1 pseudogene is annotated in these 357 nt (G+C 65.0%); it reads left to right on the top strand.

The annotated features are described in order from the left end of the window. A pseudogene (locus MKK55_RS08785) lies at positions 1-115 on the top strand (IS481 family transposase); the annotation flags it as partial. Positions 116-357 lie beyond the last annotated feature (242 nt).

A 357-nucleotide genomic window follows, 5' to 3' on the forward strand; every position in this document is an offset into this window, starting at 1 on the left:
CGAGCTTCACGAGAAGGCCACGCGGCGGGTCGCAGCTGACTTCCTCCGCCATCTCATCGAGGCCGTGCCTTACAAGGTGCACACGGTGCTCACCGACAACGGCACCCTCTTCACGACACCCGGCAACGTCGCCTCGGCCGCCTCCATCATCAGGCAAGCGATTGCCGCCGGCGAGACCTTCCGAGCTCACAGCTTCGAGTCCGCCTGCGCCCGAAACGTAAGCGCTCGGTGACGGCTGCCTTGTGCGGATAGGGTCTGGGTCTGGATACAGGGGATGGCGCGGGATGGCGCTGTATCGGCCCTGTGTCTGGACCTATGACGAACGCTCCTCACATCGTCGTTGCGGGAACGCGACGG

Origin of the sequence: Methylobacterium sp. J-059, from assembly GCF_022829485.1 — a bacterium.
Taxonomy (GTDB): domain Bacteria; phylum Pseudomonadota; class Alphaproteobacteria; order Rhizobiales; family Beijerinckiaceae; genus Methylobacterium.